This window comes from Streptomyces lacrimifluminis (assembly GCF_014646095.1).
Lineage (GTDB): Bacteria > Actinomycetota > Actinomycetes > Streptomycetales > Streptomycetaceae > Streptomyces > Streptomyces lacrimifluminis.
This window is the reverse complement of the sequence record NZ_BMMU01000009.1, coordinates 33,156-57,724: the sequence shown is the minus strand read 5'-3', so window position 1 is coordinate 57,724 and position 24,569 is coordinate 33,156. Positions and strand designations below refer to the sequence as shown.

Annotated in this window: 25 protein-coding genes and 1 tRNA gene; 11 read left to right on the top strand and 15 right to left on the bottom strand. The window is 69.7% G+C overall.

The window, feature by feature from the left end:
- Positions 1-132 precede the first annotated feature (132 nt).
- Entirely contained in the window at positions 133-1,779 is a 1,647-nt protein-coding gene (locus IEY89_RS15770) for a peptide-N4-asparagine amidase (protein WP_189148017.1), read from the top strand.
- Between the two features lie 70 nt (positions 1,780-1,849).
- Here IEY89_RS15770 and IEY89_RS15765 read toward each other — a convergent pair whose 3' ends face one another.
- Positions 1,850-2,359: a phosphoribosyltransferase gene (locus IEY89_RS15765; RefSeq protein WP_189148016.1), complete on the bottom strand. Its 510-nt coding sequence runs from the start codon at positions 2,357-2,359 to the stop codon at positions 1,850-1,852.
- Positions 2,356-2,931, bottom strand: coding sequence for a dCTP deaminase (gene dcd, locus IEY89_RS15760; RefSeq protein ID WP_189148015.1), 576 nt, complete (start codon positions 2,929-2,931; stop codon positions 2,356-2,358). The genes IEY89_RS15765 and dcd overlap by 4 nt, the downstream gene beginning before the upstream one ends.
- A 624-nt stretch (positions 2,932-3,555) precedes the next feature.
- Here dcd and IEY89_RS15755 point away from each other — a divergent pair.
- Positions 3,556-3,629: transfer RNA gene (locus IEY89_RS15755), tRNA-Gly, on the top strand.
- Positions 3,630-3,955: 326 nt separating this feature from the next.
- On the opposite strand, the gene IEY89_RS15750 is transcribed toward IEY89_RS15755, so the two are convergent.
- From IEY89_RS15750 to IEY89_RS15715, 8 genes are all read right to left on the bottom strand, one after another.
- Positions 3,956-4,891, bottom strand: a complete 936-nt coding sequence (locus IEY89_RS15750; protein ID WP_229695264.1) for an arsenic resistance protein — start codon at positions 4,889-4,891, stop codon at positions 3,956-3,958.
- A 173-nt stretch (positions 4,892-5,064) separates the two neighbouring features.
- Positions 5,065-5,373 carry a mercuric ion transporter MerT gene (gene merT, locus IEY89_RS15745; RefSeq protein WP_229695250.1) on the bottom strand — a complete coding sequence of 103 codons (309 nt, stop codon included), beginning with the start codon at positions 5,371-5,373 and terminating at the stop codon, positions 5,065-5,067.
- Positions 5,370-6,146, bottom strand: coding sequence for a heavy metal-responsive transcriptional regulator (locus IEY89_RS15740; protein ID WP_189148013.1), 777 nt, complete (start codon positions 6,144-6,146; stop codon positions 5,370-5,372). Before IEY89_RS15740 ends, merT begins: the two co-directional genes overlap by 4 nt.
- Positions 6,147-6,331: 185 nt before the next feature.
- Entirely contained in the window at positions 6,332-6,811 is a 480-nt protein-coding gene (locus IEY89_RS15735; protein WP_229695249.1) for an ASCH domain-containing protein, read from the bottom strand.
- Positions 6,808-8,865 (bottom strand): GNAT family N-acetyltransferase, encoded by a 2,058-nt coding sequence (locus IEY89_RS15730; RefSeq protein WP_189148012.1) that lies wholly within the window; start codon positions 8,863-8,865, stop codon positions 6,808-6,810. The genes IEY89_RS15735 and IEY89_RS15730 overlap by 4 nt, the downstream gene beginning before the upstream one ends.
- A 201-nt stretch (positions 8,866-9,066) precedes the next feature.
- Complete coding sequence (locus tag IEY89_RS15725; RefSeq protein WP_189148011.1) at positions 9,067-10,218, bottom strand: tyrosine-type recombinase/integrase; 1,152 nt, start codon at positions 10,216-10,218, stop codon at positions 9,067-9,069.
- On the bottom strand, positions 10,218-10,430 hold the full coding sequence (locus IEY89_RS15720; RefSeq protein ID WP_189148010.1) for a helix-turn-helix domain-containing protein: 213 nt from the start codon (positions 10,428-10,430) through the stop codon (positions 10,218-10,220). The genes IEY89_RS15725 and IEY89_RS15720 overlap by 1 nt, the downstream gene beginning before the upstream one ends.
- 130 nt (positions 10,431-10,560) lie before the next feature.
- Entirely contained in the window at positions 10,561-10,818 is a 258-nt protein-coding gene (locus IEY89_RS15715; protein ID WP_189148009.1) for a helix-turn-helix domain-containing protein, read from the bottom strand.
- Positions 10,819-11,297: 479 nt separating this feature from the next.
- Between IEY89_RS15715 and IEY89_RS15710 the strand changes: the two genes are divergently transcribed.
- The 4 genes from IEY89_RS15710 to IEY89_RS15695 all read left to right on the top strand — a co-directional run bounded on the left by IEY89_RS15710 (position 11,298) and on the right by IEY89_RS15695 (position 15,892).
- Positions 11,298-12,140, top strand: coding sequence for a helix-turn-helix domain-containing protein (locus IEY89_RS15710; protein WP_189148008.1), 843 nt, complete (start codon positions 11,298-11,300; stop codon positions 12,138-12,140).
- Between the two features lie 7 nt (positions 12,141-12,147).
- Entirely contained in the window at positions 12,148-12,837 is a 690-nt protein-coding gene (locus IEY89_RS15705; RefSeq protein ID WP_189148007.1) for a zinc finger domain-containing protein, read from the top strand.
- Positions 12,838-13,631: 794 nt separating this feature from the next.
- Positions 13,632-14,165 carry a plasmid mobilization protein gene (locus IEY89_RS40650; RefSeq protein ID WP_229695248.1) on the top strand — a complete coding sequence of 178 codons (534 nt, stop codon included), beginning with the start codon at positions 13,632-13,634 and terminating at the stop codon, positions 14,163-14,165.
- Entirely contained in the window at positions 14,162-15,892 is a 1,731-nt protein-coding gene (locus tag IEY89_RS15695; protein WP_189148005.1) for a relaxase/mobilization nuclease domain-containing protein, read from the top strand. Before IEY89_RS40650 ends, IEY89_RS15695 begins: the two co-directional genes overlap by 4 nt.
- 105 nt (positions 15,893-15,997) lie before the next feature.
- On the opposite strand, the gene IEY89_RS15690 is transcribed toward IEY89_RS15695, so the two are convergent.
- Both IEY89_RS15690 and IEY89_RS15685 read right to left on the bottom strand, forming a co-directional pair.
- Positions 15,998-16,417 (bottom strand): hypothetical protein, encoded by a 420-nt coding sequence (locus IEY89_RS15690; protein WP_229695247.1) that lies wholly within the window; start codon positions 16,415-16,417, stop codon positions 15,998-16,000.
- Positions 16,418-16,570: 153 nt separating this feature from the next.
- Complete coding sequence (locus IEY89_RS15685) at positions 16,571-17,257, bottom strand: SPDY domain-containing protein (RefSeq protein WP_189148004.1); 687 nt, start codon at positions 17,255-17,257, stop codon at positions 16,571-16,573.
- Between the two features lie 432 nt (positions 17,258-17,689).
- Between IEY89_RS15685 and IEY89_RS15680 the strand changes: the two genes are divergently transcribed.
- From IEY89_RS15680 to IEY89_RS15670, 3 genes are read left to right on the top strand one after another with little or no spacing between them, the layout of a single operon-like run.
- Positions 17,690-17,920 carry a hypothetical protein gene (locus IEY89_RS15680; RefSeq protein WP_189148003.1) on the top strand — a complete coding sequence of 77 codons (231 nt, stop codon included), beginning with the start codon at positions 17,690-17,692 and terminating at the stop codon, positions 17,918-17,920.
- Entirely contained in the window at positions 17,898-18,410 is a 513-nt protein-coding gene (locus IEY89_RS15675; protein ID WP_189148198.1) for a DUF6879 family protein, read from the top strand. The genes IEY89_RS15680 and IEY89_RS15675 overlap by 23 nt, the downstream gene beginning before the upstream one ends.
- A 26-nt stretch (positions 18,411-18,436) precedes the next feature.
- On the top strand, positions 18,437-18,727 hold the full coding sequence (locus tag IEY89_RS15670) for a helix-turn-helix domain-containing protein (RefSeq protein WP_308437439.1): 291 nt from the start codon (positions 18,437-18,439) through the stop codon (positions 18,725-18,727).
- A 123-nt stretch (positions 18,728-18,850) separates the two neighbouring features.
- On the opposite strand, the gene IEY89_RS15665 is transcribed toward IEY89_RS15670, so the two are convergent.
- A complete protein-coding gene (locus IEY89_RS15665) occupies positions 18,851-19,918 on the bottom strand; it encodes an MFS transporter (RefSeq protein WP_373287248.1) in 1,068 nt (355 codons plus the stop codon).
- Between the two features lie 146 nt (positions 19,919-20,064).
- Positions 20,065-21,432: an NAD(P)-binding domain-containing protein gene (locus tag IEY89_RS15660; RefSeq protein WP_229695246.1), complete on the bottom strand. Its 1,368-nt coding sequence runs from the start codon at positions 21,430-21,432 to the stop codon at positions 20,065-20,067.
- Between the two features lie 105 nt (positions 21,433-21,537).
- Here IEY89_RS15660 and IEY89_RS15655 point away from each other — a divergent pair, with 105 nt between their 5' ends.
- A complete protein-coding gene (locus IEY89_RS15655) occupies positions 21,538-22,593 on the top strand; it encodes a flavin-containing monooxygenase (protein ID WP_189148001.1) in 1,056 nt (351 codons plus the stop codon).
- Positions 22,594-22,643: 50 nt separating this feature from the next.
- Entirely contained in the window at positions 22,644-23,012 is a 369-nt protein-coding gene (locus IEY89_RS15650) for an ArsR/SmtB family transcription factor (RefSeq protein WP_189148000.1), read from the top strand.
- Positions 23,013-23,057: 45 nt separating this feature from the next.
- Here IEY89_RS15650 and IEY89_RS15645 read toward each other — a convergent pair whose 3' ends face one another.
- Positions 23,058-24,371 carry a phytase gene (locus IEY89_RS15645; protein WP_189147999.1) on the bottom strand — a complete coding sequence of 438 codons (1,314 nt, stop codon included), beginning with the start codon at positions 24,369-24,371 and terminating at the stop codon, positions 23,058-23,060.
- Positions 24,372-24,569 lie beyond the last annotated feature (198 nt).

Sequence of the window (24,569 nt, the reverse complement as noted above, 5' to 3'; positions counted from 1 at the left end):
CGACGGGAGGGCCCCCGGCCGCGCGCCGGGGGCCCTCCCGTTTCGTCAGCCTCTGTGATCTCCGACCTCCTTGGTCAAATTAGCCCCAAGAGGTCTAGGCCATCCCATACCTGCCGGTGTTCACTGCGCCGCATGACGATTCCCCACCGCGCCCGGAGAGCGGGACGGACGATCACCCTCGTCTCCGCCGCCCTCGGCCTCTCCCTCGCAGCCGTCACGACGGCCGCCGGAGCCACCACCACCGTCCCGTCGGAGTTCGGCACCGACTACCACGACCCGGTGACGGCCGCCCCGCCCATCTCCACGCCCCACACCAGGTCCTGCGAAGTGACCGTCGCCCAGGCGAAGTTCAAGGACTTCACGCCCTACACCGGCACCTACACCCCGCCCACCGCCTGCGGCACCCCGGGCCGCTGGTCGAAGGTGGTGCTCCGCCTCGACGGCAGCGTCGCCGGCCGTCAGTTCGACCGCCTCGGCTACCTCGACATCGGCGGCGTCCAGATGCTCCGCACCTCGACCCCCGAGCCGTCGCAGGACGGCATCAAGTGGTCGGTGGAGAAGGACGTCACACGGTACGAGAAGACGCTGAGCAGGGCCCGGTCCGTGGACATGCTCATCGGCAACGTTGTCGACGACACCTACACCGGAGTCCTGGACGTCAAGGTCACCCTGACGTTCTACGCCCCCGAGCCCCACCCGGGACCCGGTCCCGCCAAGACCTCCGCCCCCGACCAGGTCATCCCGCTGAGCGACGGCAACAGCGTCACCACGGGCGCGAAGCTCACCACCCCGCGCAACTCCGAGCGCATCCTGGCCGAGGTGTACGCGACCGGCTCGGGCGGCGGCTGCGAGGAGTTCTGGTACTCGGCGGTCACCCCGTCGGCGTCCTACTCCTGCAAGGGCGGCGACGACGGCCCGTACCGCGAGGTCCAGGTCACGATCGACGGAAAGCTCGCCGGAATCGCCTCCCCCTACCCCAACATCTGGACGGGCGGCTGGTCCCCGTACCTGTGGAGCGTGATCCCCTCCCCCACCGCCTTCGACGTACGTCCCCTGGAGTTCGACCTCACCCCCTTCGCCGCCCTCCTGAACGACGGCAGGGCACACACGGTCGACGTGACGGTGGCCGGCGTCCCCGCGGGCCAGACCGGCTGGAGCGCGCCGACCGACATCCTGGTCTGGCAGGACGCCCACAAGTCGGTGGTGACGGGCGCCCTGACCTCGCACAAGGCGACCGCCCCGGCCGTCACGAACACGTACGCGGACGGCTCGACACGCACCCTGGACACCACCGGCAGCCGCCACTTCACGGCCACCGGCTACCTGAACACCTCGCACGGCCGCGTGACGACGACGGTCGACCGCCGCCTGACGACGGCCATCACGCACACCTGGACCCCGGACGAGACCACGGACAACCAGAAGGGCCGCTGGACGGACGACCAGACGGTCCGCACGACCGGCGGCGCGGGCGGCGGCCGGCACCCGGTGACGTCCCACACCGACCGGACGTACACCCTCGACGGCCGCTCCACCATCGACGCGGCCAACCGCCTCCGCGTGATCATGTCCTTCGGCGACCACGCCCGCATCGACGGCGTCCGCCTGGACGACACGTACAACGGCGACGCGACCTTCACCCTCGGCGTGCCCCGCGACCAGCGCCACGCGATCGCGACGACCACCGAGCACTACCGCCTCCGCGGCCCGGGCCTGTGCTACGACCGCACACTGGGCACGGAACAGGGGGTGCTGACGAAGGACGGGCGGGGCTGCTAGCGAGCCTGGAGCGACGCCGGGCGGCTCTCGTACAACGGGTACGAGGGCCGCCCTGCGTGCGTCTCAGCGCTCAGAGCGCGTCCTTGGACGGAGTGACCGGCTCCCCCGACTTACGTACTACAGGCAAGACACTCCACGGGAAGTTGATCCACTCATCGGTCCGCTTCCACACGTATTCGCACTTCACGAGGGACTGCGTCTTCTCGTAGATCACCGCGGAACGCACCTCGGCCACGGCGTCCAGGCAGAAGTCGCGCACCAGTTTGAGCGTCTTGCCGGTGTCGGCGACGTCGTCGGTGATGAGGACCTTCTTGTCGGAGAAGTCGATGACGTTGGGGACGGGCGCGAGCATGACGGGCATGGGAAGCGTGGTACCGACGCCGGTGTAGAACTCCACATTCACCAGGTGGATGTTCTTGCAGTCGAGGGCGTACGCCAGCCCGCCGGCCACGAACACACCCCCGCGCGCGATGCTGAGCACGACGTCGGGCTCGTAACCGTCGTCGGCGATGGTCTGCGCGAGTTCGCGGACGGAGACGCCGAACTGTTCGTACGAGAGTTCCTCGCGTACGACCGTCATACCTGCGTCCGGTGGAAGTTGAGGAAGGACCGGGAGGCGGTGGGCCCGCGCTGCCCCTGGTACCGGGAGCCGTACCGCTCGCTGCCGTACGGGAACTCGGCCGACGAGCTCAGCTGGAACAGGCACAGCTGGCCGATCTTCATACCGGGCCAGAGCTTGATGGGCAGCGTCGCGAGGTTGGAGAGTTCGAGCGTCACGTGTCCGGAGAAGCCGGGGTCGATGAACCCGGCGGTGGAGTGGGTGACGAGCCCGAGCCGCCCGAGCGAGCTCTTGCCTTCGAGGCGGGAGGCGAGGTCGTCGGGGAGGCTGATGACCTCGTAGGTCGAGGCGAGCACGAACTCCCCGGGGTGGAGGATGAACGGCTCGTCGCCCTCGGGCTCGACCAGACGCGTGAGGTCGGCCTGTTCGATCGAGGGGTCGATGTGGGGGTAGCGGTGGTTCTCGAACACCCGGAAGAAGCGGTCGAGGCGCACGTCGACGCTCGACGGCTGCACCATGGATTCGTCGTAGGGATCGATCCGTACTCGCCCGGCGTCGATCTCGGCCCGGATGTCCTTGTCTGAGAGAAGCACGCCCCGAGGATACGCAAGGCGCGCGAACCCGACACCATCGGCCGGTTCCGCGCGCCCGCCACTGCTGCTGCTACCTGCACTTCACAGGTTTGCTTCTACTCACTGCTTCTACTTACTGCTGGTGCTCCGATGCTGCTCCAACGTCACTGGCACCACACTGCGGAGCCGCGCACAGCGCGGGCACCGGACCAGCCGACCGGGGCCGAGCCGCTCGGCCTGCTGCATCGGGAACGAAGCGGTGCTGAACACGTGCCCTTCGGCACAACGGACGACGGTGCGCTCGATCAAGACCTCAGAGTCCCTTCCCAGGAGCCGTCGCCGGTCACTGTCGAGACCGACGAGGAAAGCCACATTACGGGACGAAAAGGGCGACCCTCCAGGCGGCACTCCGATCCCGCCCAGCCCCTCTTCCGCGCCCCCACCGTACGCCCCAACTCCGGCCCCTCACAGCCGGGTCGCGCCGCGAAAACGCGTCCGGTCCGCGTCCGGTTCATGTCCGTTCCACGTCCGGAACGCCCCCGGAATCCCCCGGAAACGGGAGCAGGCCCCACGGCTTCGATGCCGGGGGCCTGGCGTACGGTAGAGTGACTGAGCGTTCGGACACCGGTCGAAACGGCGTCTTACGCGGGTGTAGTTTAGTGGTAGAACATCAGCTTCCCAAGCTGAGAGTGCGAGTTCGATTCTCGTCACCCGCTCCATGGCAAAACCCCAGGTCAGCGACCTGGGGTTTTTTGGTTGTCTAGACCATTTCGAGCACTCCGTGCCCTCCGCGTGCCCTAAGTCGCGCGAACGCGCCCAGCAGAAGGGTGCCGGAGGGTGTTTTCTGACGATGCGTCAGTCAATCGTCTCGAATAGCGAGACGCACTTTCTGTGACCTACACCACTTACCAGCGGGGCGGTGGTGAAGTCGCGTACGCAAAGCACCAGTTCGCTCTGGCGTCGGCTGCGGATGGAGTGACCACCCGGCTTCGTCCTTGAGGCGTCCAAGTCCGGGATGTGCCTGTTGCTGGCTGTCGGCCGTCACTCAAGGTGCGGCGGGTACGTCCTCCGCGCGCTTCTCGACGGGTAGCAAGCTCGGAACGACTCGGACGTAGGTGACCATCCCGACGACCTCGACCAGGGTCTGGGTGACCACGACGACTGCGGCCACCGCGAAGGCGTCGGGCAGTGCCAGGGCCAGGGGCAGAACGACCAGGGAGTTGCGGGTCGCGCCGGTGAAGACGATGGCACGCCCGGAGCCGGTGTCGAGGCGGAACAGTCGGGCCACGGCCTTCCCGGCAAAGGACATCACCAGCAGGAACAGGACGTAGAAGGGCACGACGGCGGCGACGTCGACAAGGCGGTCGTCGAGCTTGGGGATCTGGGAGGCGACCACGGTGAGCAGGGTCGCGGCCATCAGCGGCACCATCGTGGTGGTCGCCGCGTCGGAGACCTTCTGCCCGGCCGGGCGGCGTGCGGCCCACCCTTGGAGGGCCCAGGCGAGGGCGAGCGGGATGACGATCAGGAAGACGAAGGCTTCGAGAAACGGGCCTACCTCGACGATGTCGGCCAGGTCGGAGCCCATGAACAGGTACAGGAACCCCGGGAGCAGCACCATCTGCGCGACGAGGAGCAGCGGGGTGGCGGCCAGCAGACGGCGGCTGGAGCCGCCGGCCAGCCCGGAGAAGACGATCACGTAGTCCACGCATGGGCACAACAGCACCAGTAGCACCCCGACCCGCACAGCCTGGTCGGCGGGCAGGAACGTGAACATCGCCGCGACGACCAGCGGCACCACCACGAAGTTCACCACCAGGGCCGCGGCGAGGAACCGGCCGGCGCGCAGCGAGCGGACCAGCTCGGCGGCCGGGACCTGGAGGAAGGTGACGAACAGGAGGGCACCGATAACGGGGTTGATGGCGTGCTCCAGCCCTGGGCCGGCGGCCGGGGTCAGCCAGCCCAGCAGCCCGCCGACGGCCATCGTCGCGAGGTAGATCGCGACCTGGTGGTGTTCCAACCGCTCGACCAGGCCCTGTGGTCCCTGCTGCGACACCCTGACTGCTCCCTTGCAGCACCCACGGGCCGCCCGGTGGCAGCCGCTCCCCATCCTCACAGGGCACGCCACCTGCTCGGACACCGGCAGTGCTCGGCCTCTCAGCGCGACGACGCGCTGCCCTTCGGCGCGGGCCGGACCGTGGGCATGCCGAGATCGGCGCGGGCCGGGGTGGTACGGCAGGCCGCTGCCCGGCGGCGCCGACGCATGACGAAGATCCCTGCTGCGGCGGCCACGGCCAGCACCGCGAAGGCGGGCATCCACAGGGCACCGATCGCGGAGGTGAGGCCGATACCGCCGAGTACGGCCAGCAGCGGGCCCGCGCAGCACACGGCACAGGCGGCGACGACCGCCGCCCCGGCACCGAGGGCGCCCCGGGGCTTGAGCGGACGGGAGGAAGAGGCGTTCATGCGGTCGCTCCGAACAGGTCGGCCAGCGTTCCGGCGGCGCTCTCGGGCGCGCGCACGCTCAGCCGGAGGGCATCGGGAGTCAAGTGCAGGGTGAAGTCGAAGAATGTGCAGCAGCTCTGCTCAGCCGCGGCGAGCGCCGCGAGCTGCCCGGCGAGCTCGGCGTCCGGCGGGAAGGACAGCCGCAGCCCGTCGTCGATCTCCTCGCGCTGCTCGGCCTTCCCGATCAGCGTGCGCCACTGATCGATGCGCTCGCCCAGTTCGGCGCCGCCGAGCGTGCAGGCGACCGGGGCATCCCGCCACGCCTCCCGCTCCGATCCGAGGGTGGGGCGGGTCGGCAAGAGCGTCACCGGCACCGGTCCGGCCTGCGGGACGCTGGTGGTGCAGCCGCAGTCCGGCCCGCACGCACCCGCCGGTGCCGGGCCCGACAGCACGGTATGGGCACCGGCCAGGTGGGCCGAAAACGCACGCAGTTCGGCGATCCGTCCGTCGGCGTCCCTGATCCGGTCGGCGACCAGCGGCAGCATCCGGGCCCGCACCGAGGCGCACACACCTTCCTCGCGGACGTCCAGCAGCTCGCGGATCTCATCCAGGGCCAGGCCCAGCAACTTGGCCGAGGAGATGAACGCCAGCCGCTCCACCGCGTCGTCGCCGTAGACGCGGTACCCGGACGCGGTCCGCTCGGCCGGCAGCAGCCCGGCGGTCTCGTAGAAGCGCAGCGTCGTGGCCGGGACGCCGGAGCGCCCTGCCAGCTGCGAAATACGGTAGGTCGTCACACCGCCGACGGTAAACCTTCCACCCGACTCGAAGGTCAAGCTGCCGCCTCAGATCGGGTGCCGCTCTACGCCGCCCCGTGGCCGCGTTTCGGAAGGGCCGACTCGATGAGATACGGCCCGGCCTGCAAGCCTCCCGTGGTCAAACGATCGACGTGGATGTCCGCGTGCCGGTTCACTCGTTCAACCTAGGCGGGCACCAGGTCGCCCAGCGCCTCGCGAAGCGCCGTAACCACCACAGGTCCCGCTTCGGCCACCTGCCGCAGGTCAGCGCTCTTCATGTAGCGGTAGCTCTGCGGAGGGTGGAAAGTCCCAGCGGCGCGCAGCGCGTTGAGTGACACCGGTTCGTCGAAGGACACCGGGGCTTCCAGCGTGAGGCCACTCGCTTGGGTGGCGCCGCTCATGTAGGCGTCGTACTCGCGTCGGGTGATCCCCGTCTGAGTGCGGTGGGCCGACCAGACCTCCTTCGGGGAGGCGACGTGGACTGCGGCAATGCGCGCCATGCCCACCAGGGCCATGGTGGGCGCGGTCGCGTAGAGCAGAACCGGGGTTCCGGGAGGCGCGGCGACGCGTTGGCGGCGGACCTCCACCGTCTTGCTGCCGGCCAGGATCGCGGTGGCGAAGCGCGGGTGGACGGACAACAGCATCGCGCGTTCCGGATCGTTCACGTCGTTCGGTGCCCCTCTTTGTAGACCGCCTGGAACAGCTCGTTGCTGATCTTCGACAACGAGATCAGCGACAACGGTAGTCCCAGTTCCTTGGCCAGGTAGGTCAATCGCCGCAGCGTCACCGGCTTGGGAAAGATCTCGGTGTCCGAGAACCTCAGCGCCATGGCGCGGCCGGAGGCGTCAGCGGCTCCTTGTACCTCAGCCCGACCATATACGCCCAGGTGTTCGAATTTCGAGAAGAGGGTGTCCGGTGTGTCGATGAGCACCTCGTCGAGGCGCGAACTCCCCACCACCATCTGGCCGTCCACGCCGGCATTGCCCTCGCTGACGTACCAGAGGAGGCGGGCGGGAACGCTCTCACCTCGGCGCCCCGAGGAACGGTAGTAGACGTGCTCCCTGCTGATGCCCAGGACGTGGCTGCGCGGCAGGAGCATGGCCGGGACGTCGAACAGCTCGGTGGACCAGCGCGGTTTGATCGGCACCAGGAAGGACGGCAGCGCGGAGTCGATGACCTTCGCCGGCCACCAGGCACGCTCCACCACAGCGGCCACCTCAGCCGGCATCCCGGCGTGCAGAGCAGCTGCCTCAACGGTCAGCTCGCGCGCGAGCCCGCCGGCCACCGCCTCCACCTCGGCTGCCGTCCCGCACACGTTCACCAGGAGGGCCACGAACTTGCCGTCGTGCTCGAAGAAGCCGTCGTCCCCAGCGGCGGCCTTGGCCACCGTGGAGAGATGCGGATCGGTGATCCGTATGATCTCCGCGCCGTAGTCGCGCCCAAGGCGCTTGAGCAGGAAGAGGAGTTGCCTGGCCAGGGTCTCTTCCAACGGGTGGTCCGCGGTGCGGAGTACGGGGACGATCAGCGTCCGGCCGTCCAACGCCCATGCGTAGATGGCGACCGGGTGGCCCTCGCCGTCCCTCAGCAGTTCTCGACGCCATACGACTGTGTCGTCGGTCAGCGACCGAAGGCGCTCGGCGAAGGCCGAGCCGTCGTCGCCGCCCGACTGATTGAAGAAGGCGACGAGTTCGTCCTCGGCGCCTGGTGCCACCTCACTGGACCGGAACTCCGTGCCCATCAGATCGGCCGGGCGGTACACCTGGGCCTGCCGCAGCTCGTCCACGTGCAGCGTCACGGTGGAGGGCGATACGACGCGGACCCGAGCGACTTCCCAGGCCACGTCGGCCAGGCGGGCCATGAGCGGGTTCCGGGTGGCCAGGACCTGAAGGCCGGCGCAGGATGTCTCGGCCACGTAGTACAAGCAGCGCCGGAGTGCCGCATCGACCGGGAGGTCTGGGAACGACTCCGTGACTGCCTTCTTCAGCTCGGCCGCTCGTTCGCCTACGGACTCGGACGCGGGAGTGAGCTGCCGCAGCCCGGGGAGTGCTGCCCTCTGGTGCTGCCGGTCGGCTGTATCGGTGATGTCGCGGATCTGATGGACCAGTTGAGGTGTGTAGGCGAGTTCGACGAGATCCGTCATCCAGCCCGCCTCCAGCGCGCGGGATTCCTCCGCGTCGGTCGTTTCGGCGAGTCCGCGCAGATCGGCGAAGACGCCGTGATCGACGGTCACCACCAGCAGCGCATCGCTCTCCACCTCCGTGAACAGATCCGGATGCCCGAGATCCAGCCACCATCCGTCGAGGATCTCTCCGTCCCGGCCGCGTCCCCGTACCTCGCCGTGTGGGACGAACCCCAGGCTCGCCCACATGCCGCTGAGTTCGTAGTCCCGTCGGCATTTGGCCTTGATGCCGAGCCGTTGTGGATACTGCTGCCTGATCGCCTGGACCAGCCGCCGGGCGATGCTCCTGCCGCGCTGTTCCTCCGCCACGCACAGATGGGCGAGGCGTATGTGGGCGCTCCTCTTCGGGAGCCCGAACAGCGCGTAGCCGATCACCTCATCCGCTTCGACAGCGACCAGAAGTCCCCCATCCTTGGCCGCCTGACGGTACGCAGGAGGCGTCAGCAGCCCCAGCGTCTTCGTGTAACGATCACCCAGCGCCACAGCCTTGTCGATCAACTCGACCTGCGCAGGCGACGCGAGCAAAACCTTGACCGCCATCGCTCCCCCTCCAGAAGGGCCGGCCAAGGCCAGCCTCAACTCCCCTGTCACTACTACAGGGAAAGCTGATCGCAACCGAGACCAACCCTCAAGGGGGCACGAGGGGCGCACGGTGCTGAAGAGGCTGTCCCAACGCAGCGGCGGCCGTACGGATCCCTGTCGGCGACGTCTCCGACCGGGAACCGTACGGCCAATGCGTTGTCACGCTTCTTCGGCTTGCCGACGCTCGCCGCCTGGCTCCCGCAGCTGCTGCCGCACCTCGGCGTCGATGCCCTTGGCGAGCCTGCGCTGGTGCTTCGCCGTCGAGTGCTGGTAGATCAGCTGGGCCCGCTCCGAGGACTGGCCCGCCCGGACCATGAGGTCCTTCAGCTTGGCGCCGGTGTCGGCGGCGAGAGTGTTGCCGGTGTGGCGGAGGTCGTAGAAGCGGAAGTTCGTCGGCATCTCGACCTTGGTGCGCACCTTGCGCCACTTGCGGCCGAAGGTCGAGCGGCGGAAGGGGGCGCCCTTCTCGCCGACGAAGAGGAGGCCGTCAGGCTCCTTCTCCGCGAACCACTGCAGGTGGCGACGCAGCTCCGGGAGCATGAAGTCGGGCAGAAAGACGGTGCGCTTGCCCGCCCGGGACTTGGGGTCGCCGGTGACACGCCTGCCGTTGGTCAGCTCCGGCGAAGCCTGCGTGACACGCAGGGAGCATTCGTCGATATCGACACTGTGACGGCGCAGTTCGGCCAGCTCCTCCGGGCGGAGGGAGGCGAAGGCGCCGAGCAGGACCATCAGGCGCCAGCGCGGGCCCATGGCGTCGGCGAGGTCGAAGACCTGCTCGATGGTGGCGGTGGGGCGTTCGTCGGCCTCCTCCTTGCCGGCACCCTTGATGCGGCACGGGTTGCTGCGCAGAAGGTCGTCGTCGACCGCCGTCTGCAGGATCGCCTTCAGTAGGCGGTACGACTTGGCGACCGTGGTGGCGCCGGTCGCCTTCAGTCGCTCGGCTCGCCACGTGCGGACGGAGGGCGGGGTGATCTCGTCCAGGTCCTCGCCGCCGAACGTCGGCAGGATGTGCAGGCGCAGCAGGCCGTCGTAGCGGTCGAGTGTGGTCGGGGCCAGGCCACGCTCCTTTGTCCAACGGAGTGCGTACTTCTCGAAGTTGACCGCACCGGCGTCCGGGTCGTGCCAGTGGTTCCGCTCGATGTCGGCACGGATGAGGTTGAGCCAGTCCTGGGCGTCGGACCTGGTCTCGAACGTCTCCGGCGCGGTGTGCCGCTCTCCGTCCGGGCCGAGGTAGCGGGCCTGCCACCGGCCGGAGGCGAGCTTGCGCACCGTGCCGAACTCGCGCCGCCTCTGCGGCTTGCGTCCCGCCATCAGGCAGCCTTCCCGTAGCGGGCACGGATGCGGCGGACCGGCTCGACGGTGTGCGCATCGACGTACTCGGCGACCGCGCTCTCGGGGATGCGGACGGGGTGGCCGAGTTTGACGTAGCGAATGCGGCGTTCGGCGATCAGGCGGCGGACGAAGCGCTCGCCCGTGCCGAGCATTTCGCCGGCCTCGGCGACGGTCAGGAGGCGGTCAGCCATGTGTGGTCACCTCCTTCGTGTTGCGCTGAGAGCCGATGAAGGCAGGGGACATGGCGAGTTCGTGCAAGAGCGGTAGGTCCTTTACTCGGCGAGGCGATCGGGGCGGCGGTCCAGTCCGAGGCATACGGACCTAGGCGGCGCGGCTCCCTTGGAGGAGGGCCAGGGGTGAGATGCGGAGGGCCTGGGCGAGGGCGACGAGGTCGTCGATGTCGCAGCGGCGTTGGGCGCGTTCGATGCGAGACAGCATCGTGTTGGACATCGGGCGACCGAGGGCGGTGACACGGGCGGCCAGCTCGCGTTGGGCGAGACCACGTTCGGTACGGAGGATTTCGATGGTGCGGGCGGTCCTTTTTCCGGCCGGACCGATTTCCAGGGATCGTGTTGCCATAGCTCCAATTGGTAACTCGTATTCGCCGGTTTGGTAAACCGGCGATCGTCGGCTATGTTGCGCCCGGCCACGCAAAGGGTGTTGCCACGGGGTTGGGTTCCGGGCATCCGGCGGGTGGGGACTAGGCGGGTCGGACAGGTGCTCTGACATGCGGTGTTGTGTTGTAGCTTGCGCTCTGACGGAGGTCAACGACTTCCCGATGTGATCCTTCTGGCTCGGCCCCGTGGGCAACCAATTTCGGCAGCGGCCAGTCTGGGATTATGATTTTGGGAATGCCCCGAAGCCTGCGTTCGCCGTCAGCTGTCTGACTTCTCGGCGGAATGCTGGACTTCTGCGGCGTTGATGTGGCTGTCTTGGCTAGGCGAAGCCACCAGCCCCCCACGCCCTTCGGCCGGGGCTGTGCCGCCACCCTCCCTGCGCACCGCCCGACAAGGGCGCGCACCTCCACCTGCCCGTCCGAACCCAGGAGCCGCCGACCCATGAGCCTCGACGCCCGCGAGTGGGTGTGGGACCACAGCCGAAGTAAGGGCACCGCCCGCATGGTGCTCGCGTTGATCGCCGACCGCTGCCGCGACCGGAGCTGCGTCGCGTACGCCTCCGTGCCCACCCTGATGAAGCGAGCAAACGCCTCCCGTACCGCCGTACGCGACGCCCTGGCCAAGCTGATCGCCGACGGGGAGCTGGTGGCGCTCGGCGACCGAAAGGGGCCACGAGGCGAGACCTACTACCACCTCCCGGACACCGCCCGGTTCCTTGCCGAACAGGCTGTCGGAGAGGACCGGAACCAAGCCCTTCCGGGGGGTCGGATTCCGACCCTGGGGGTACCGGAATCCGACCCCTCCGATCCTTTCGAAGAGGGACCGGAATCCGGCCCCGGGGAACGGAATCCGACCCCGGGAGGGGTCGGATTCCGACCCATCAGGGGCACGGAATCCGACCCCCAGAACGGTAGAGAACCAAAGGTGAACGGTAAGAGCAGCAGCTCTGCCCCACTCATCTCCGCCGACCAGTGGCAGATCGACGAGGACGCCCGGGCCTGGTTGCAGCACCACGGCCATCTCGACCGGCTCGGTGAGCAAGCCCTGCAAACCGCCGACGAGAAGTGGCGCGTCTACCGGGCCGCATGGCCTCCCCGTACCGAAGCCGCCTGGGCTGCCGACTGGCGTAGCTGGATCACCCGGGAGCACACCTCCACCCCAGACCGCCCGAACCTCTACGCCCTGCCCAGCGGCACGGCCACCCGGGCCCCTGCCATGACGCGCTCCGAGCAGCACATGGCCGCCCTCCTCGCCGCCCTCGACGAACCGACCAGAACGGAGTAACCAGCCCTTGGACCCACGCGAAGTCGCCGCTGTCCTCGCCTACACCGGCCGCCTCGACCCCCGCACCATCCGCACCGGCACGGGCGAAGCCCGTGACCAGATCGCCCAGTGGCAGGAGCTGCTCGACGACGTGCCCTTCGCCACCGACCACGGCTGGGACGTCCGCGAGGCGATACGGGCCCACGTCCTCGACTCCCCGTACCCGATCCTGCCCGTGGACGTCGCCCGCAGATGGCGGGCCTATCGGCGCGACCGCCTCGACCGGCACACCGACCCCACACCGGCTGCCGACCCGGACGACCCTGCCGCCTGGCGAGCCGAGTTGCTCCGCGCCCGCCACGCCGTCGCGGCCGGCGTGGCCCCGCCTTCCACACACCGGCAGATCACCGGCGGTGACCCGCAACGCGACATCGAGGAACGCCTGCGCACGATCGGGACGTCCATCCCGCCGGCCGTCCGCGCCGAGCTGACCCGCTACCGTCCGACCCGCGCCGCGCGCGAGGCCGCCGTCGCCAGAGGTGTCCCCGACGCGCTCGGTGTCCGGTGCGAGTGGTGCCAGGCACCTACGGGTGCCCCGTGCCGCCAACGACGAGCAGGACCGGACGGCACCGCCAGCGGCAATGCCGTACGCGCGACTCCGCACCCGTCGCGCATCGACCTCGCCGCTGCCCGGATGGACCGACAGCGGGCCGCGTGACGCGGACCGGCCTCGCGCCTCGCCACAGCTTCGTAGTGGTACGACCGTCAGTCCCGGATCAGTCGTACCCGATGGACGCGGACGTCCCGATGAGCACCTTGGGGACCGCGTCCCGGGAACCGAGCCTGCGGAGGTTGGGGACCGGATTCCGGTCCCCAACGGTCCCCGCAAGTCACGGTCACCTCCTGGCGGGGACCGTGACTTGCGGGAACGCAGCGCGTCGGGATCGGGGACCGTGACGACACTGAACTGGGGACCGACACGGGACCGGTCCCTCAGAAACTGCAGCTCAGGCGGGCTATCAAATCGGTCCCCAGAGCGTCCCCGAGGACGGGGACCGCGCCCTCATGGGCCCATGCGGTTGGGGACCGGTCCCCGGAGCGCAGCAGGACGGGACGGTCCCCCTGACGACGTGTCATGGGGACCGTCCCCGACAAGCGCCGCATCCCGGTCCCGAACTTTCTGGGGACCGTGCACCGCCGCACTTCGGGGACCGGTCCCCGCCGCTCATCCCTCGACCACAGCTCTCGGCCCAACAGTCCTACCAACAGCTCGTCCCAGATCACGTCCCGCAACAGCCCAGTAGCTCCAGCGGCTGCCCCATCCCGAGTCAATCGGCGCCTGGCAGCTCCCCGCCCCAACACAACCCGGAGACCCACCTCGTGCACGACCAGCACCACGAACCCCGCATTCACGACGAGTCGTTGACCACCACTCCTGTCACACCGGGAGCAAGTTGTTGCGTCTGTATTACTCCCGTTGGGAGTAATACAGACGCGTCTCCCGCCCCGGGGGTGGCGGGAGCGGTCCAGCGCCAGGGGGCACCGGACCGTTCGGATGCGGCCGAGGGTGGCTCGCATCCGAAGGGGGACCTACCCCACCCCTGTCACAACCCCCACTGCCTCGCGCACACCACCCCGAACCAGCCGCCCGCGCGCAACCGTCCCCGCAAGACCGACGACCGCAAGCGCACGCACCTGATCGCCAGCCGCTTCAACGACGAAGAGAAGCAAGCCCTTCTCGACGCCGCCGCCGTGTGTGCAATGACCCCGTCCGGCTTCCTCGCCCACGCCGCCCTCGCCGCCGCCCGTGACCTCACCCGCACCGCCGCCGAGGTGGCTGGCGAACGCGAAGTGATCGCCGAGCTGTTCAGCCTGCGCCGTCACCTCGCCCAGCTCGGCAACAACCTCAACCAGGTGGCCAGGGCCCTGAATTCCGGCGCGGACGCACCGCACGCCGAGACGGTCCTCCAGGCCGTCCACCGTGCCGCGAAGCGCGTGGACGCCTTCACCCAGCACCGGCTGGACCACCAGACACGAGCCGCATGATCCCCCGAGTCCACAAGCGCGGCCCGCGCACCATCGGCCTGCTCTTCTACCTGTACGGCCCCGGCACCCACGAGGAGCACATCGACCCCCACCTGGTCGCTGCCTGGGACAGCCTCGCCCCCGACCCCGGCCGCGACCCCGACGCCACCTACGGTGACCTGCAACGGCTCCTCGACCAGCCCGTCGACATGTTGGCCAAGGAGGACCGGCCCGCCGAGCATGTGTGGCACCTGTCCGTGCGGACCGCGCCGGAGGATCCCATCCTCAGCGACGAGCAATGGGGCGAGATCGCCCGGCGTATGGTCTCGGCCACCGGCATCGCCCCCGACGGCGACAGCGCGGGCTGCCGCTGGGCGGCCGTACGCCACGCCGGCGACCACATCCACATCATCGCCACCATCGTCCGTGAGGACGGGCGCCAGGCGAGGCTGCGCTACGACGGCAAACGCTCACAGGCCGAGGCCCGCAAGATCGAGGCCGACTACGGACTGCGGCGCCTCAACACCGGCGACGGAACCGCCGCCAAGCCGCCCACCAGCGCCGAACTCCACAAGGCCGAACGGGAAGGCCGGGAGCGGGCAGCCCGCGAGGAACTGCGGGAGACAGTACGGCGCGCGGTGGCAGGGGCCACCAGCGAGGAGGAGTTCTTCGACCGGCTGGCCGCCGCCGGTCTGCTGATCCGCAAGCGCCTCGCACCCTCCGGTGACCCGCTCGGCTACAAGGTCGCGCTTCCCGACGACCGCAACGAGGACAAGGAACCCGTCTTCTATGCGGGCTACACGCTCTCCCCCGACCTGTCGCTGCCGCGTATCCGCAAACGCTTCGCCGGCGACAGCGAAGTCGCCGGCCACGACAGTGGGGCTCCGTCCGACCAGGCAACCAACCCGGCACCGAGCGGTCCGGCCACCGCACGCCGCAGTACAGCCGCCGTGGTGTGGCAGGCGGTGCTGGTCATCGACGACGGCGACGACGCCCAGGTGGCAGGACACATTGCCGCAGCCGGGGAGGTCCTGGACGCGCTCGCCAAGACCTCAGCCGCCCACACCCGCAGCCAACTGCGTGAGGCTGCCTTCGTGTTCGAGCGGGCCACCCGCTCACACATCCGTGCCAAGCGCGGGCACGACCGGGCCCTGCGCCAGGCCGCCCGCGACCTCGTCTACAGCGGACCCGCGCTCGGCCGCGGGGAAGACGGCGCCACCACCGCGATGGCGATCGACATGCTGTTCTTCCTGGTCACCGCCGCCTCCCACTGGCACGCCAAGAAGGAGCACGCCCAGCAGGCCGCCGCAGCTCGCCAAGCCGCCGAACACCTACGCGCCGCCTACCAGGGCGCCGCCGGTGTCCCCATGGGCGTGCTCTACCAGCGAGGGCAGCGCCTGTCCCAGCCCCTGCGCCAGAAGCAGGCCGCCCATCTTCGGGCGGCCGTGCCGGAGCTGGCCGAGCAGATCCTGGCCGAGCCGGGCTGGCACGCCCTGGCGGCCACCCTCGCCGATACAGCAAGCGCCGGCCACGACCCGGCCGCACTGCTGGGGGAAGCTGCGGGACGGCGGGAGTTGGGCACCGCCAGCTCGATCAGTGACGTGCTGGTGTGGCGGCTACGCCGCCTGGCCAACCTGCCCGCCGACGCCACCGCGATGCCCGACCACACCCCCGCCGCGACCAAGAGCAGCGGGCGCGCTGTCTCGCCCACCCCGAGCCGCGGCGACCGCCCCCGCAAGGCGCGGTGATGCAGCACATACGCCGGTGCCCTCTGCCGAGGCAGAGGGCACCAGTGGAGCAGGGTGGTCAGGAGGCGGCCAGGGCTTTGGTGAGCAGTTGGCTGCTCCACTGGTTCAGTGGCCGAGGTGGCGCAGACCCTCTTCGAGGGTGCGGTGGAACCGGTTGACCGGACCGGAGTTGCGGTTGTACGAGGCCGCGTCCAGGCCGGGCTCCTTCGTCTCGTGGCCGGCCCGGCAACGCAGCCATATCGAGTCGTCGCGCATGCAGAAGACGATCCAGTCCCGGTACGCGCCGCACCCGGGACACGTACGGATCTCGCCGTCGACGACGAGCGGCTGCTCCCAGCGCATCATCAGCCCGGCCACCTCCTGGCGTGACGGCACCCGCAACTGCGGCGGCAGGAGGTCTCTCACCGCTGATCCCTCCACAGCCGGCGCTGGAGCCGGTGAGGTCGGCTCGGGGAAGTCGCGCCACGCCTGTGTGGCCTGCAGCTGCAGCAGGAGCGCGTAGCCGGCACGCTGGGCTTCGCGCAATGCGCGGTCCTCGCGAGCCCGTCGAAAGAACAAGATCTCTTCCTCTCTGTCATCGGGCGGGCGCAGGGAATGTGCCTCATACGTCTGGCTGCTGCCGCTCCAGGAACCTCAGCGACGCGCAGCACACCTGCGGCTCCATCAGGGCGCAGATCGTCAGCTGCGGCGAACGATGGTGAGCCGGCCCTCGGAGTTCTTGGGCACGGTGTGGCGGGGCACCGGGACCGGTGAGGCAAGCGATGACCCGAACACGGCCACCAAGTCGTGGGGGACGCTGGCGCTGAAGCTCGCGCACCACAGGTACGAGGCCCCGAGCACGGGTTCCGCCCACGCCTGCCAGCCGACCAGGTCAGGGCGGGGGTCGGCGTCCTCGATGAGCGGCGGCACCATCTCCAGGGAGACGCTGGAGGACAATCCGGGGTCCGTGGCGGTGGTGCGGGGGCGGTCCACGTCGCGGATCCAGCCCCGGGCGCTGAGCGCGTTGATGACCGTCTCGGGCCCGTCGAAGCTGACGTGGGGCGCCTCGCGGGCGTCGAGCGCTATGAGGAGATCGGCGAGTGCCTCGGGAGGGACACCAGCGGTGAAGTACGCATTCCACTCCGCCAGCGCGAAGGCAGCATGCGGGCGGACGCTCAACTGCCAGGCAACGGGCAGTCCGCCCAGCTCGAACGGGTAGGCCGCGAGGATCCACTCGGCGCCGCACAACCCGTCCGGACTCACGTACAGCAGGGTGTGGCGGGCCGTGGGCCACATGCGCCAGCCGAGACTGGCCAGGGTGTCGCCGATCCGCTCGGCGAGAACACTGTCATCACCGGCGAGGTGGCGCGGGGTAACCCAGTACACGGGGTCCGGCGAGTCGGGACGGGAAGGGTCGCTGGAATGGTGCGGGTGCAGGGGCGCCTCCGTGCGCTTGAGATCGGTTACCGACCGTCGTTGGCCTGCGGTTTCACAAGGTCGTCCACGTTGACATGCCCGTCCGCAGAGCACCAGTAGTTTCGGGATCTTCCCCGTCTGCCTCCGGCGAACTGGTGAATCGTTGCGGTGATCCGCGCCCGCTTGCATCGACCAAGGATTCCCAGCGAGGAGGCGCGGACAGCAATTGAATCCGGCCATCCCAGGGGTCCCCCGGCGGGCCTGCGGCTCGTGGCCCCAACCCCCGGCCACGCAAGGTCAACTTCCATATGCCTGGCAAGTTTCGGCAAGTTCCTCGTTTCACGGCACCGTTACGGGCAAGCCCTGGCACAGAGATCGTTACCGGCATCGGAGGAGGGCATCATGGCCCTGCGTAGGCTCGGTAAGGACCCGGAGAGTCCCAGTGGCGGATCCCCCACCATCTACCTCGACGAGGAGAAGGACAGCTACCTCGTGCAGGGGCTGAAGGTGGAGGACGCCGAGCGCCTCGGGCAGATGGACATCCCCGGTCATGAGTCGGTGGTGGAGATCCCTCGGCGCATGGTGCAGTTCTTCCTGGAGGTGAAGAAGGCTGATGAGGACCCCGACGTTTGAGGAACTGTTCCGCGACTGCCGGCGGACGGCCGTCCATCTGGAGATGCGCGACGCCTACATGAAGTCGGATCCTGCCTTCATCGACTGGACGGCCGGTACGACGCTCGACCCCGCCGAGCGCTGGGGCGACTGGCACAGCATCGTCACTGAGGCGACCTCGCGAGGCGTCGAGGTCCGTCGGGCCCGCGTCGTGTCGACGCCCGTCAGCGAGTACATCCGCTTCGAGTACGACGTGACGCACGGCCTGAACATCGCCGCAGGCGAAGACGTCCGCTGGCTCTCCCGGCGCAACGCCACTGGCATCGCTCTTCCGGGCAACGACTTCTGGCTTTTCGACTCCAGCCTCGTCCTCGTCAACCACTTCGACGGCGACGGCGAGAACATGGAGATGGAACTCACCGAAGACCCTGAGGTCGCGAAGCTCTGCGAGTCGGCCTTCGAGTCCGTGTGGGCACGGGCAACACCCCACGCAGAGTTCCAGCCGGCCTGACAGTTCGAACGGCACCTCGCAGCGACATGACATCGCCATCTTCGAGCGTTCAGGAAGCCCGCAGGGCCCTCGGGAAGCGCCTGAGCGAAATCCGGCTCGAAGCCGGGCTCACCAAGCGAGCGTTGGCCAACAGTCTCGGCTGGCACGAGTCGAAGTGTTCGCGCTTCGAGAGCGGCACCCGCCCGCCCTCGGAGCGCGACCTTCGTGCGTGGGTACTGCTTGCGGTGCACAGAGCGCGGTCGAGGATCTCGTCTCGACGGCCCGGGGCATCGAGGGCATGTACGTCGAGTGGCGCCGGATGGAGCGCACCGGCCTGAAGCAGGCCCAGGAGTCCGTCCTCCCCCTGTGGGAACGCACCCAGCGCTTCCGCATCTACTCGCCTTGGCTGATTCCCGGTCCTGTGCAGACGGGCTCGTACATCACCGCACTGCTCACCTGTATCAGTACCGGCTGGAAGCGGTGGCCAACAGACTGGCGGAGGCCGAGATTCCGGCAAGCGCCACGAAGAGCGCCGAGTAACCCCCGAGTTCATCCGCCAAGGCGGCCCCGGCGAACGGTGCCAGCGCGCTGGCGATGGTGACGGGAGCGGCCAGGATGCCCGAGAGGCGGCCGTAGTCACTCGTACCCCAGCGGTCGGTGACGGCAGTGGCCTGGAGGAGGGTGAGGTTGCCGCGAACCATGCCGGCCACGATGCCCAGGAAGAGCAGGAGGAGGTACGGGCCCGGCGTGATGGCGAGGGCGAAGGTGGTGGCTCCGCCTGCGGCGATCAGTGTGACCGTGCGGGTGGTGACACCGGTGTGGCGGGCGAGGGTGGTGTAAAGGGTTCGGCCGAGAGTCTGGCCGGCGCCGCCGAGGCCGAGGGCCCAGGCTGCTGCGGTGGGGCTCGCGCCGCGTTCGGTGAGGAGGGGGACGAGGGCGATGACGACGGCGTACATCGCGAAGCCGTTGAGAGTGAGTGCGACGGCGAGCAGGACGAAGGGACGGCTTCGGGCAACTGACCTGCTCCCGCCCGTCTGCTGAGTCGGGGGTACTGATGCGGGCGGCCAGGGAGCGCGCAGGGCGAGGGCATGGGCGGGGATGGTGACGACCCCGAGGATCACCGCCAGGACCGTGTACGTGGTGCGCCAGCCGAGGTGTTCGGCGAGGGTGGCCGTGAGGGGTGCGAAGGCGGTGGAGGCCAGGCCGCCGGCGAGGGTGACGATCGTGAGGGCGCGGATGCGATCCTCTCCCCACCAGCGAGTGAGGGCGGCGAAGGCGGGCTGGTAGAAGGTCGCGGCCATCGCCATGCCGGCCAGTAGCCAAGCCGCAGTGAACGCGGCCGGGTTGGGCGCGTGCGCGATGGCCAGTACGGCGGCCACGCCGAGCAGTGACCCGGTGGTCATCACGGCACGCGGTCCGCGGCGGTCGAGGATGCGGCCTACGGGTATTCCCGCGAGCGCGGAGACGACCAAGGCGGCCGAGAAGGCTCCGGTCGTGGTGGTCGTCGACCAGCCAGTGTCGGCGGTGATGTGGGCGTTGAGGACCGGGAACGCGTAGTAGACGATGCCCCAGCTGGTGATCTGGGTTGCGCACAGGGCGGGAAGGACCGCGCGAGGCCGCGACCGGTCCCCGGTTCCGGTCGCGGCCTCGCGGGAAAGGGCCTGGGGCACGGCGGTCAGCAGCCGCCGGAGGAGGCTGGGGCGCCGATGCCGATCTCCAGGGTGGCCGGAGCCGCGCAGCAGCCGCCGCCTTCGCTGCTCTGGGCGGCCTCGGGGTCGTCGAACAGGCCCGCGCCGCCGCACACTCCGGTCTCCGGGAGGGTCAACTCGACGCGCTCGGCCGCCTCCTGGTCGCCGGCGAGCGCCGCCGCGATCGAGCGGACCTGCTCGTAGCCGGTCATCGCGAGGAACGTGGGGGCACGGCCGTAGGACTTCATGCCGACCAGGTAGACGCCCTGGTCCGGGTGGGAAAGCTCCTTCACGCCGTGTGGGTAGACCGTGCCGCAGGAGTGGACGTTGGGGTCGATGAGCGGGGCCAGGGCGGTCGGGGCCTGGAGGCGGTCGTCCAGGCCCAGGCGGATCTCGGAGAGGAAGGAGAGGTCCGGGCGGAAGCCGGTCAGGACGATGACCTCGTCGACCGGGTCCAAACGGCGACCGTCATCGGCGATCAGAACGACTCGGCCGTCGGCATCGCGTTCGACGGCCTCGGTGCGGAAACCGGTGGCTGCACTCGCGTGGCCGCTTTCGACAGCGGCCTTGGCGCGCAGGCCGAGGGCGCCGCGGGCCGGAAGCTCGTCGGCCTCGCCGCCGCCGTACGTGTTCGTGCTGATGCCCCGCCGCAGGATCCATACCGCGTGCGTCCCGCCCTCGCCCTTCGCCAGGTCGGCCAGGTAGGCGAGGGCGGTGAAGGCGGAGGCGCCGGATCCGACGACCGCGGTGCGCTTGCCCGCGTAACGGGCGCGGACGGCCAGGTCGTTGAGGTCGGGGACACGGTAGGAGATGCGGTCGGCTGCCGTCTTCTCGCCGAGGGCGGGCAGGCCGTTCGCGCCCAGAGGGGCGGGGCCGGACCAGGTGCCGGAAGCGTCGACGACCGCGTGGGCGGTGATGCGCTCCTCGCGGCCGTCCGCTGTGCGGATGTGCACGGTGAAGGGCTGCTCGTCGCGACCCGCGTCGACGATGCGGTCGCGGCCGACGCGGGCGACACCCGTCACCTGCGCGCCGTAACGGACCCTCTCGCCGAGCTCGTCGGCCAGCGGCTGGAGGTACTGCTCGGCCCAGTCGCCGCCGGTGGGGTACGTGGCGGCATCCGGGCGCACCCAGCCGGTCGGGGCCAGCAGCTTCTCTGCGGCGGGGTCGACGACCTCGCCCCAGGTGGAGAACAGCCGCACGTGCGACCACTCCCGCACTGCGCTGCCGGCGGTCGGGCCGGCCTCCAGGACCAGCGGTTCGAGGCCGCGCTCGACGAGGCGGGCGGCGGCGGCCAGGCCGACAGGGCCGGCTCCGACGACCACGACGGGCAGCTGGTCGGTGGTGGGCGTGCTCACTGGACTTCCCCTTTGCTTCGACATCCGTCGATCTCTTGCGCTGCCAGCATGCCACCTGATTCGATAAACGTCAACATAGACACTCATCGAACTCGGGGATCGCACATGGAGCGCATCGATGTCGCAGTGATCGGGGGTGGCCAGTCCGGACTGGCCACCGCGCACGCCCTTCTCCGGCAGGGGCTTCAGCCTGTGGTGCTGGAGGCGTCCACGGAGACGTCCGGGTCGTGGCCGCGCTACTACGACAGCCTCACCCTCTTCTCTCCCGCCGGGTACAGCGCCCTGCCTGGCATGCCCTTCGGGGGCGACCCGGACCGCTACCCGCACCGGGACGAGGTCGTCGCCTATCTGCTGCGATACGCCGAGCACCTGGACGCCGACATCCGTACAGGGACCCGCGTACGGGAAGTGCGAGCAGACAACAGCGGCTTCGCCCTCACTCTCGAAGACGGCGACCGCCTGTCCACGCGGGCCGTGGTCGCGGCATCCGGCACCTTCGGCCGCCCCCATCACCCGGCGCTTCCCGGGCTGGAGGGCTTCACCGGCTCGGTGCTGCACGCGGCCGAGTACCGAACGCCCGAGCCGTACGCCGGGCAGCGGATAGTGGTCGTCGGGGCAGGGAACTCCGCCGTGCAGATCGCCGCCGAACTGGCCGCGCAGGCCCGTGTCACCCTGGCGGCACGGCATCCTGTCCGCTTCGCCCGCCGGCGCACCCTGGGCCGTGACCTGCACTGGTGGCTGACCCGCACGGGGCTGGACACGCTCCCCGTTGGCCGGTTCCTGCGCACGCCGCCCACGCAACCGGTCATCGACGACGGCCGTTACCGGGCCGCGGTCGCGGCCGGTGCCCCGGACCGGCGCCCGGTGTTCACCGGCATCGACGGCATCAAGGTGACCTGGGCCGACGGCAGCACCGAGGCGGTCGACACGATCCTGTTGGCCACCGGCTACCGTCCCGACCTGCCATACCTCGCCTCGCTGGGCGCACTCGACGAGCACGGGCACCCCCTTCACCGCGAAGGGTTGCCCCTGACGCATCCGGGGCTGGCGTACGTCGGCCTGGAATGGCAGCGGAGCCTGTCCTCGAACTCCCTGCGCGGGGTCGGCCGGGACGCGGCCCGCGTGGCCCACCGCCTTGCCGCCCGTCTGCACCGGCACTGATCGATCCACCATCCCGGCCGCACTGGTTTGACGTGTGTCAACATAGACATATGTCGAACCTCAAGGTGCTGCCGCTGCTGGAACCCGAGGCCCCCGAGGCTGTGGTGCCGTGCTGCCCGCCGCTGACGGAGCGGCCGTTCACCGCTGAGGAGGCCGAGCGGACCGCCCGGATGTTCAAGGCACTCGGCGACCCTGTCCGGCTGCGGCTGTTCTCGGCGGTCGCCTCGCATGCGGGCGGCGAGGCGTGCGTGTGCGACATCTCCGACGTCGGGGTCTCCCAGCCGACCGTCTCCCACCACCTGAAGAAGCTCAGGGAGGCCGGTCTGCTCACTTCCGAGCGGCGCGGTACGTGGGTGTACTACCGGGTGGAGCCGTCGGTGGTGGCAGCCCTGGGGAAGATGCTCGGCAATCTGGGCTGAGCAGCGAGTACGGCCGCCGGGAATGCGCCCGGCGGCCGTAGACGGTCACATGCGGGCGGCGTCCACCACGGCGCCGAGGTCGACGAACTTGAACCCGGTCGCCGTGCGCGTGCCGCCCTCCCCGTCCGGCACCCCCGGGGCCTCCTGACCGTCCTGGACGACGAGCAGGCCGCGCGGGTAACGAGCCCCCAGCGGGGCGTTGAGGACAGCGGCGCCGTCGCACTCCTCCACGCTGTCGAGCGTCTGCGTCGCGGCTCCGATCCGGAATCCGCCCTCGTACTCGTTGCCCTCGCTCACCTCACGGTCGTACAGGGCGAAGGTGTTGTCGCCCTGGCCGGAGGCGAGCAGGTAGCCGTCGCCGTCCCGTTCCTGGAACAGGGTCAGGCCCTCGACGTCGGCCGCGAGGTGCTTGCCGCCGTAGCCGGGGTCGGAGCCCGGCGTGCACTCCTCGGTCTCCTCGTCGTAGGCGCCGGGAACGCCGTACTCCTTGACCTTGTCCACCAGGACCGGCTTGCCGGTGAGGTCGGCGCGCAGTCGCCAGATGCCGATGTCCTCCTGGCCGGCGTAGAGGGTGCCGGTGGCCGGGTCGACAACCATGCCCTCGACCTGCGGGAGTTCGCCGGGCTCCAGGCAGGGGCTCCACGACGTGCCGTTCGGCAGACGGAAGGAGGACGGCAGGTCGAGGGTGCGGACCTTGCGGTAGCCGACCTTGCCGCCCGCGGCCGGGGTGAGTTCGAGGAGGGCGAGGCGGGTGCGTTCGCGCCGGCTGACCAGTGCGTACGTGCGTCCGGTGGCCTTGTTCGTCCAGGTGGCCAGGCCGTACGCGGTCCGCTGGTCGTTGATCTCGGCCTGGTCGGCGGAGAACACCGGGGCGGCGGCCGGGTCGGTGATGTCCGTCAGCGGGCCGCCCGGCTGCGACGGGTCGACGCGGTAGATCCGCAGGCGGTCGTTGCCCCGGTCGCTCACCACCACCACGTCGGTCCGGCCGGACGTCGTGCGCAGACCGGAGACGAGGTCGACGTTGTTGAAACGGCCCGGGGCGTCATCCTCGGCGGGTGGGTGCGGGGCGGGCAGTGACTGCACCAGGTGTGCGTCCAGGTCGTAGACCCGCAGACCGCCCTCCTTGGCGGTGGCGACGACGAGACTGCGACCGGGATCGGCGGCGTTGCGCCAGATCGCCGGGTCGTCCGCGTCGGAGTTGCCCCCCGCCTCGTCGTCGTAGAGGGCGGCGGTCTCGCTGGTCGCGGTCACCGTCGGCAGACCGGTCGCCTCTGAAGGGGCTGCGGCGAGGAGGGCGATCAGCGCGATGCCCGAGGCGAGTGCTGCGGCTCTTCGCGGGGTGCGGTGCGTCGTTCTCACAGGCGCTTCCTTACTGTCGGGGACCTGGCAGACCCTCTTTCGGGGCTGTCGCGGACATGCCGATAGTGCTTGGGGAAGCTTGCGCGGAGAAGGCTGCGGTCTGTCCGAGCCGCCATGGGGAGTACGGCAGTGCGTCAACTGAAGTTCGCGTAGGTGTGGTCCGGCCACACAAAACATCGGTAAGCATCTATGTTCTGT

Coding starts and splice junctions, on each gene's coding strand:
- IEY89_RS15770 (WP_189148017.1), top strand. CDS start 133: ATGACGATTCCCCACCGCGCCCGGAGAGCGGGACGGACGATCACCCTC.
- IEY89_RS15765 (WP_189148016.1), bottom strand. CDS start 2,359: ATGACGGTCGTACGCGAGGAACTCTCGTACGAACAGTTCGGCGTCTCC.
- IEY89_RS15750 (WP_229695264.1), bottom strand. CDS start 4,891: ATGGCCGTCGGCGGGCTGCTGGGCTGGCTGACCCCGGCCGCCGGCCCA.
- merT (WP_229695250.1), bottom strand. CDS start 5,373: ATGAACGCCTCTTCCTCCCGTCCGCTCAAGCCCCGGGGCGCCCTCGGT.
- IEY89_RS15730 (WP_189148012.1), bottom strand. CDS start 8,865: ATGGCGGTCAAGGTTTTGCTCGCGTCGCCTGCGCAGGTCGAGTTGATC.
- IEY89_RS15725 (WP_189148011.1), bottom strand. CDS start 10,218: ATGGCGGGACGCAAGCCGCAGAGGCGGCGCGAGTTCGGCACGGTGCGC.
- IEY89_RS15720 (WP_189148010.1), bottom strand. CDS start 10,430: ATGGCTGACCGCCTCCTGACCGTCGCCGAGGCCGGCGAAATGCTCGGC.
- IEY89_RS15715 (WP_189148009.1), bottom strand. CDS start 10,818: ATGGCAACACGATCCCTGGAAATCGGTCCGGCCGGAAAAAGGACCGCC.
- IEY89_RS15710 (WP_189148008.1), top strand. CDS start 11,298: ATGAGCCTCGACGCCCGCGAGTGGGTGTGGGACCACAGCCGAAGTAAG.
- IEY89_RS15695 (WP_189148005.1), top strand. CDS start 14,162: ATGATCCCCCGAGTCCACAAGCGCGGCCCGCGCACCATCGGCCTGCTC.
- IEY89_RS15680 (WP_189148003.1), top strand. CDS start 17,690: ATGGCCCTGCGTAGGCTCGGTAAGGACCCGGAGAGTCCCAGTGGCGGA.
- IEY89_RS15670 (WP_308437439.1), top strand. CDS start 18,437: ATGACATCGCCATCTTCGAGCGTTCAGGAAGCCCGCAGGGCCCTCGGG.
- IEY89_RS15655 (WP_189148001.1), top strand. CDS start 21,538: ATGGAGCGCATCGATGTCGCAGTGATCGGGGGTGGCCAGTCCGGACTG.
- IEY89_RS15650 (WP_189148000.1), top strand. CDS start 22,644: ATGTCGAACCTCAAGGTGCTGCCGCTGCTGGAACCCGAGGCCCCCGAG.